At 58.7% G+C, this 6576-nt stretch carries 7 protein-coding genes; 6 read left to right on the forward strand and 1 reads right to left on the reverse strand.

All coding sequences use genetic code 11. From position 1 onward, the window contains the following. Positions 1–19: 19 nt before the first annotated feature. Positions 20–970, reverse strand: coding sequence for a signal peptide peptidase SppA (gene sppA / locus FHX09_RS04115; RefSeq protein ID WP_132592007.1), 951 nt, complete (start codon positions 968–970; stop codon positions 20–22). Between the two features lie 212 nt (positions 971–1182). Between sppA and lptC the strand changes: the two genes are divergently transcribed. From lptC to ptsN, 6 genes are all read left to right on the forward strand, one after another. Beyond that, positions 1183–1848, forward strand: a complete 666-nt coding sequence (gene lptC, locus FHX09_RS04120; protein WP_132592009.1) for an LPS export ABC transporter periplasmic protein LptC — start codon at positions 1183–1185, stop codon at positions 1846–1848. Positions 1849–1861: 13 nt separating this feature from the next. After that, positions 1862–2470 carry an LptA/OstA family protein gene (locus FHX09_RS04125; protein WP_183721668.1) on the forward strand — a complete coding sequence of 203 codons (609 nt, stop codon included), beginning with the start codon at positions 1862–1864 and terminating at the stop codon, positions 2468–2470. A 39-nt stretch (positions 2471–2509) separates the two neighbouring features. Beyond that, on the forward strand, positions 2510–3295 hold the full coding sequence (gene lptB, locus FHX09_RS04130; protein ID WP_132592013.1) for an LPS export ABC transporter ATP-binding protein: 786 nt from the start codon (positions 2510–2512) through the stop codon (positions 3293–3295). A gap of 156 nt (positions 3296–3451) precedes the next feature. After that, the gene (rpoN, locus tag FHX09_RS04135; protein ID WP_132592015.1) at positions 3452–5011 is read left to right on the forward strand and encodes an RNA polymerase factor sigma-54; all 1560 of its coding nucleotides are present in this window, start codon (positions 3452–3454) and stop codon (positions 5009–5011) included. Positions 5012–5264: 253 nt separating this feature from the next. Next, on the forward strand, positions 5265–5840 hold the full coding sequence (raiA, locus tag FHX09_RS04140; RefSeq protein WP_007787745.1) for a ribosome-associated translation inhibitor RaiA: 576 nt from the start codon (positions 5265–5267) through the stop codon (positions 5838–5840). A gap of 64 nt (positions 5841–5904) precedes the next feature. Beyond that, positions 5905–6369, forward strand: coding sequence for a PTS IIA-like nitrogen regulatory protein PtsN (gene ptsN / locus FHX09_RS04145; RefSeq protein WP_007529605.1), 465 nt, complete (start codon positions 5905–5907; stop codon positions 6367–6369). Positions 6370–6576: the final 207 nt, after the last annotated feature.

Here is a 6576-nt window from a genome sequence, read left to right on the forward strand (position 1 = left end):
TTAAATTATTGATTTCTTATCAGTCATGGCCAACCTGCCAAACTGAAAGGAGCCCGTCAAGGAGCAACTTTTGAGGCAGGATTCCGCCGAGATCGCGAGCCTTGGCAAGATCGTCGTAGCCAAGCAGCGCCAGGATCCGAGACGCGCTGTCTGCGAGCAGGAAGGGTGTGCTGCTCTTCTTGTCCCAATCGACCTCAGGCAGGCTCTTGCTGACCTTGCGTGTCTCAAGATAGGCCCTGATCTCGTCATCCCCGCCAATCTGATCGATCAGCTTTGCCTTGAGCGCCTGACGGCCGGTGAAAATCGTGCCGTCCGCGAGCTTCTGCACCTCGTCGCGTGGCAGTTTGCGCCGCTCGGCGACGAGATCGACGAACCAGCCATAGCTATCGATGATCATGTTGTTAATCATCGCCTTGGCCTCTTCGCTTGCCGGATGGAATGGCGAGGGTTCGGCCTTCAACGGTGACGATTTGATTTCTTCCAGCGAAACGCCGATCTTGTCGAGCAGCGGCTTAACCTGCGGATATTGGAAGATCACCCCGATCGAACCGGTGATCGAACTGTCTCCCGCAATAATCATGTCGCCGGCGGTCGCGATCATATAGCCGGCGGAAGCAGCCAGTGTGCGCACGTCGGATACGACAGGCTTCTTGGCGGCAACGGCGCGGATTGCCTTGAAGACCCGCTCGCCGCCATAAGTGGTGCCGCCGGGCGAGGAAATCGAGACGACGACGGCCTTCACCGCGTCGTTCTTTTCAATCTTCTTCAGCCGCTCCAGGAGTTCGTTATCATCGGTGATCAGCCCGGAAATGGTCACATGGGCGACGTGTGGCCGGCGGGTTGCGATGTCGCCGACGAATGCCCGATAGGCGGCAAAACCCAGTGCTACAAGCAACAATACCGCAACGACGCGCCAGAAACCGACCTTTCGGCGAAGCCTGCGGCGATCGGCGATCATCGAACTGTCCATTCATTCCTCCAGGGGCGGCGAGCACGCGCAATCCCGTAAATCTAGGGCCCGAGCGCCGTTCGGACACGTTGATTTACCACGCGTCGGCGCCTTTCTTGCTTGTTGCAGAAAAAAATCCATATTGGCAAGTCAGTGTAATAATGCGAAACGAACTGTGATCGAGCGCGACAATGCCTATATACGTCGCCTGATCACCGACACGGACCTTGTTTATGCTCAACACTTTGAACACCAGCGGAAAGGCTGACTATGTGAAGCCGGAGCGAAGCGCCTATGGTGCTGCGCGCTTCCATTCCGCGCGCGTGCGCCGCCTGAAGATCATCCTTCCGATCGCTGCCGTTGTGGTGTCGTTGGTCTTTATTGGTGTTTCCGTGGTCCGCACCTATCTGCCGGAGAACATCAAGATCGAGGGTGCAAAGATCGAGAACGGCAAGGTGGTGATGGAGAAGCCCGCAATCTCCGGCCGCAATTCGAATGGGGTCAACTATTCGATGCTGGCCGAACGGGCGCTTCAGGATATCAAGAATCCCAACCTGATGACGCTGGAGAACATCAAGGCTGCGGTACCGATGAAGGACGATCTCATTGCCCGCGTCGAAGCGACGGCTGCAGATTACGACCGTTCGACCGATAATCTCGATGTCAAATCACCCTTTGCCATCCTTTTGAGCAACGGGCTGACAGCCAACTTCCAGAGCGCCAAGGTCGACATTAAGGGCGGGAAGCTCACGAGCGAGGATCCCGTAAGTATTCAGAAAGATGGCGCGTCTATTGTTGCACGCTCGATCAAGATGACGGATAAGGGGCAGACGATCACATTCGAGGGGAATGTACGCATGAATGTCGATCCGTCCGCTATTCACAAACAGGGCACTTAACAGCCGGGTCACCATGACAAACGATTGTCGCATTTCTACCCGCAAGGCGGGAGCAGTATTTCTCAGTGGCGCGGTGGCGCTGCTGCTGTTGGCCGGGGGCGCCCTGGCGCAGGCAACGACCAGCCAGATGGACGGTTTGAAGCTGAACAGTGACGAGCCGATCCAGATCGAGAGCGACAAGCTGGAGATCCACGATCAGGAGCACACGGCCGATTTCACGGGCAATGTGAAGGTGGTGCAGGGTAAGACGACACTGCAGGCCGGACATATGACGGTCTATTACAAGCCGAAGGGCGGCGACGCGAATGCGGCCCCGGCGGATGGCGCCAAGGCCGCTTCGGCCTCGATTTCATCGGGCAACGCCGATATCGATCACATCATCGTGACGGACAAGGTGTTCCTGAACTCAGGCACGCAGACAGCCACGGCCGATAATGGTTCCTTCGACATGACCAAGCAACTTTTCATCCTCAAGGGCGATAAGGTGATCCTTACCGATGGACCGAACGTATTCACGGGTTGCCAGTTGACGGTGCACATGGAGACGGGACAGGCACAGTTGGACAGCTGCGGGGGGCGCGTCCAGATTCAGCTTGATCCGAAGTCACAGAAACAGAACTGACCCCGGCCTTACCACGTGAACTTATTCTCGTTATCGACCATGTTCGGCAGGTCCGGGCACCAAGTGGCTGCAGAGACCCCCGCCGGTGACAAGAGCCGTTACCAGGGCACGCTGATTGCGCGCGGTCTGACCAAGACCTATAGCACCCGGCGTGTCGTGAACGGCGTGTCGCTGGTCGTTCGACGCGGCGAGGCCGTTGGCCTGCTGGGTCCGAACGGCGCCGGCAAGACGACCTGCTTCTATATGATCACCGGGCTTGTGCCCGTTGACGAGGGCACGATCGAGATCGACGGCAATGAGGTTACGACGATGCCGATGTATCGCCGCTCACGGCTGGGCGTCGGCTACCTGCCGCAGGAAGCGTCGATCTTCCGGGGATTGACCGTCGAAGAGAATATTCGCGCCGTTCTGGAAGTGCATATCAACGACAAGGCTGCGCGCGAAAAGAAGCTCGACGAGTTGCTCGATGAGTTTCACATTCGTAAGCTGCGCAAGAGCGCGGCCGTATCGCTTTCCGGCGGCGAGCGTCGCCGCCTCGAGATCGCCCGCGCGCTGGCGACCGATCCTACCTTCATGCTCCTCGACGAGCCGTTCGCGGGCGTCGATCCGATCTCCGTCGCCGACATCCAGCATCTCGTTCATCATCTGACGGCGCGCGGTATCGGCGTGCTGATCACCGACCACAATGTGCGCGAGACGCTGGGGCTGATCGACCGCGCTTATATCATCCATGCCGGCGAAGTCCTGACGCATGGTCGTGCCAACGACATCGTCAACAATCCGGAAGTGCGCCGCCTGTACCTGGGCGACAATTTCAGCCTTTGACGCGCTCCGGCGCCGCGGAAATTCACCTTCTGTGACAGTTCCGCTTGACCAAATAGAATAAAAAAGCAATTTTTGGGCCAACTTGGATTTCCGTGGCCTGAGCCCGTGACAGGACGCGGTTTCCCGGAGGAGACGAACGGGAGTTTCGCGTCCGCTATGGCACTGTCGGCCAATCTTTTCCTGCGCCAGAACCAGTCGCTGGTCATGACACCGCAACTGATGCAGTCCATTCAGTTGCTGCAGATGACGCATTTCGAGCTGACGCAGTTCATTGCCCAGGAAGTCGAAAAGAACCCACTGCTGGAGCTTCCGTCAAATGATGCGGACGTAGGCACCGAGCGCAGTGGAGCGGAAGACGAGGCCTATCCACATCAAGCGGAAGAGTCCTCCGATGACGGTTACGACAGCCGCACCGAGGTTTTGTCGGGCGACTGGTACGAGAGTGGCAACGGCGCCGGTGCAAGCCGCCTCAATGATGAGCTCGACGCCAACTATGCGAACGTCTTTCCCGATGATGGCGCCCCGCAGCGTGCCGATGCTCCCGAGCTGATCAGCCAGTGGAAGTCGATGCCCGGCAACGGCGAAGGGGCAGAGAGCTACGATCTTGATGATTTCGTCGCCGGTCAGATCTCGCTGCGCGATCACCTTGCCCAACAATTGCCCTTTATCCTGCCCGACATGTCCGATCGCCTGATCGCCCAGTACCTCGTCGATCAGCTGGACGAGGCAGGCTATCTCCAGGGCGATGCGACGGAAGCTGCCGATAGGCTGGGCGCGAGCGTTGACGATGTCGAGCGCGTGATCGCCGCCTTGCATACGCTCGATCCGCCCGGTGTTTTCGCCCGCAACCTGGCCGAATGCCTGGCGATCCAGCTTCGGCAGAAGGACCGCTTTGACCCCGCGATGCAGGCGTTGGTCTGCAATCTCGAGTTTCTGGCTCGGCGCGACTTCGCGACGCTGAAGCGGCTTTGCGGCGTGGACGAAGAAGATCTGCTCGATATGCTGGGCGAGATCCGCCAGCTCAATCCGAAGCCGGGCGCCGGCTTCGAAGCCGGAATGTCGGAGGCGATCATGCCCGACGTCGTCGTGCGCGCGGGCTCCGATGGCGGCTGGCTGGTGGAGCTCAATCCGGACACGCTGCCGCGCGTTCTGGTCAATCAAACGTATTTTTCCAAAGTCACGAAGAGTGGTGACGATCACGCCTTTCTGTCGGAATGCCTGCAGACCGCCAATTGGCTGACCCGGAGCCTCGACCAGCGGGCCAAGACGATCATGAAGGTCGCAAGCGAGATCGTTCGACAGCAGGATGCCTTCCTGATGCATGGTGTTGATCACCTGCGGCCGCTCAACCTTAAGACGGTAGCCGACGCCATCAAGATGCACGAATCCACCGTCAGCCGCGTGACGTCAAACAAGTACATGCTGACACCGCGGGGGCTCTTCGAGCTCAAGTATTTCTTCAGCGTCTCGATCAGTGCCGTCGAGGGCGGTGACAGCCATTCGGCCGAGGCCGTGCGCCACAAGATCCGGACGCTGATCTTGCAGGAAAGCCCGGATGCCGTGCTTTCTGATGACGATATCGTCGGTATCCTGAAGCAAGGCGGCGTCGACCTTGCCCGCCGTACAGTGGCCAAGTATCGCGAGGCGATGAGTATTGCTTCGTCCGTCCAGCGCAGGCGGGAGAAGCGGGCTTTGGCGAAGGTCGCCGGCTTTTGACTGTTGCCTGAGGCGACCACCGCGTGTATTCCAACGTTCTAATGCATGTGTCTGTTGACATTTTGGTAACTTCTGGCTAGAAGCGCGCCGCAATTGGCGCTGTGGACAGCGTTGGAAGTTATCCCCATCATCCTCAGGGCGCCTGAAGCCGGGAACTTCGGCCGATCTTGCTTGGGGTCGCGCGAAGTGCTTGGATGAGGGTGAGCCTTGGCGTAGACTGGTACTCGCAAACCATCATAAGAAGGGAAACTCCATGAGTGTGCGTGTATCCGGTAAACATATGGAAATTGGTGACTCGTTCCGTCAGCGGATCGAGGACCAAATCGGTGTCGCCGTCACGAAATACTTCGACGGAGGGTATTCCGGTCAAGTGATCGTGCAGAAGGCCAACGCCCGGTTTTCCGCCGACTGCAAGCTTCATCTCGATAGCGGAGTTGTATTGCATGCCGCCGGGGAGGCGATGGATCCGCAGCTGGCCTTCGATGCAGCGTCCGAACGGATTGAGAAGCGTCTTCGCCGCTACAAGCGCAAACTGAAGGATCACCACTCCGGAAATCACCAGAATGGTTCTGCGGAAGTCGCGTATACCGTGATGGGTGGGATGTCGGACCACGACGACGAGATTCCGGATGATTTCGCGCCGGCGATTGTCGCCGAAAGCACCAAGCAACTGAAAACAATGTCCGTAGCGACCGCCGTGATGGCGCTCGACATGACGGACGAGCCGCTGCTGCTTTTTCGCAGCCCCGGCAAGGAACAACTAAACATCGTTTATCGTCGGCACGACGGTAACATTGGCTGGATCGATGCAGCCAGCATCAAAAGCTGAGATCGGGGCGAAGGGCGGCAGTTAGGCTGCCGCTCTCCCTTTCTTGGCGCAGAAGGAAAATAAAATGGCATTGGCAGATTTGCTGCAGCAAAATGCGATCATTCCCGCCCTCAGGGTAAATTCCAAGAAACAGCTCCTCCAGGAATTGGCTGCAAAGGCGTCAAAAGTCACAGGGCTTTCGGAGCGGGAAATTTTCGATGTTGTCCTGCAGCGCGAGCGCCTCGGCTCGACCGGCGTCGGAAACGGCATCGCCATCCCGCACGGCAAGCTCGCAAGCGTCCACTCCATCGTCGGCATCTTCGCACGTCTCGATCAGCCGGTGGATTTTGAGGCTCTGGACGATCAGCCCGTGGATCTGGTGTTTCTGCTGCTGGCGCCCGAAGGCGCGGGCGCCGATCACCTCAAGGCTCTGTCGCGCATCGCCCGCGTGCTGCGCGATCATGATCTCGTCGCCAAGCTGCGTGCGACCGACTCCGCTTCGGCGATCTATGCGTTCCTCAATGAGGAGCAGACCTCGAACGCAGCCTAAGCATTCATATTCCAGCAAAAGGCGCCTGATGCTCAGGCGCTTTTTTTCGTTGTGCGCGAGGCATGGCGCGTCGTGGGAGGGCACCGTTTGACCTGGATGGTATCCGGACTGCGACTGATCCGTCGCTACCTGCAGGCTGGGTTGATGACGGGTGGGATGGAAACGGCACGCCGTGAAGGGACCCCGCAAGGGGGTCCCCTTTCGCCG

Source organism: Rhizobium sp. BK538, from assembly GCF_014197575.1.
GTDB lineage: Bacteria > Pseudomonadota > Alphaproteobacteria > Rhizobiales > Rhizobiaceae > Rhizobium.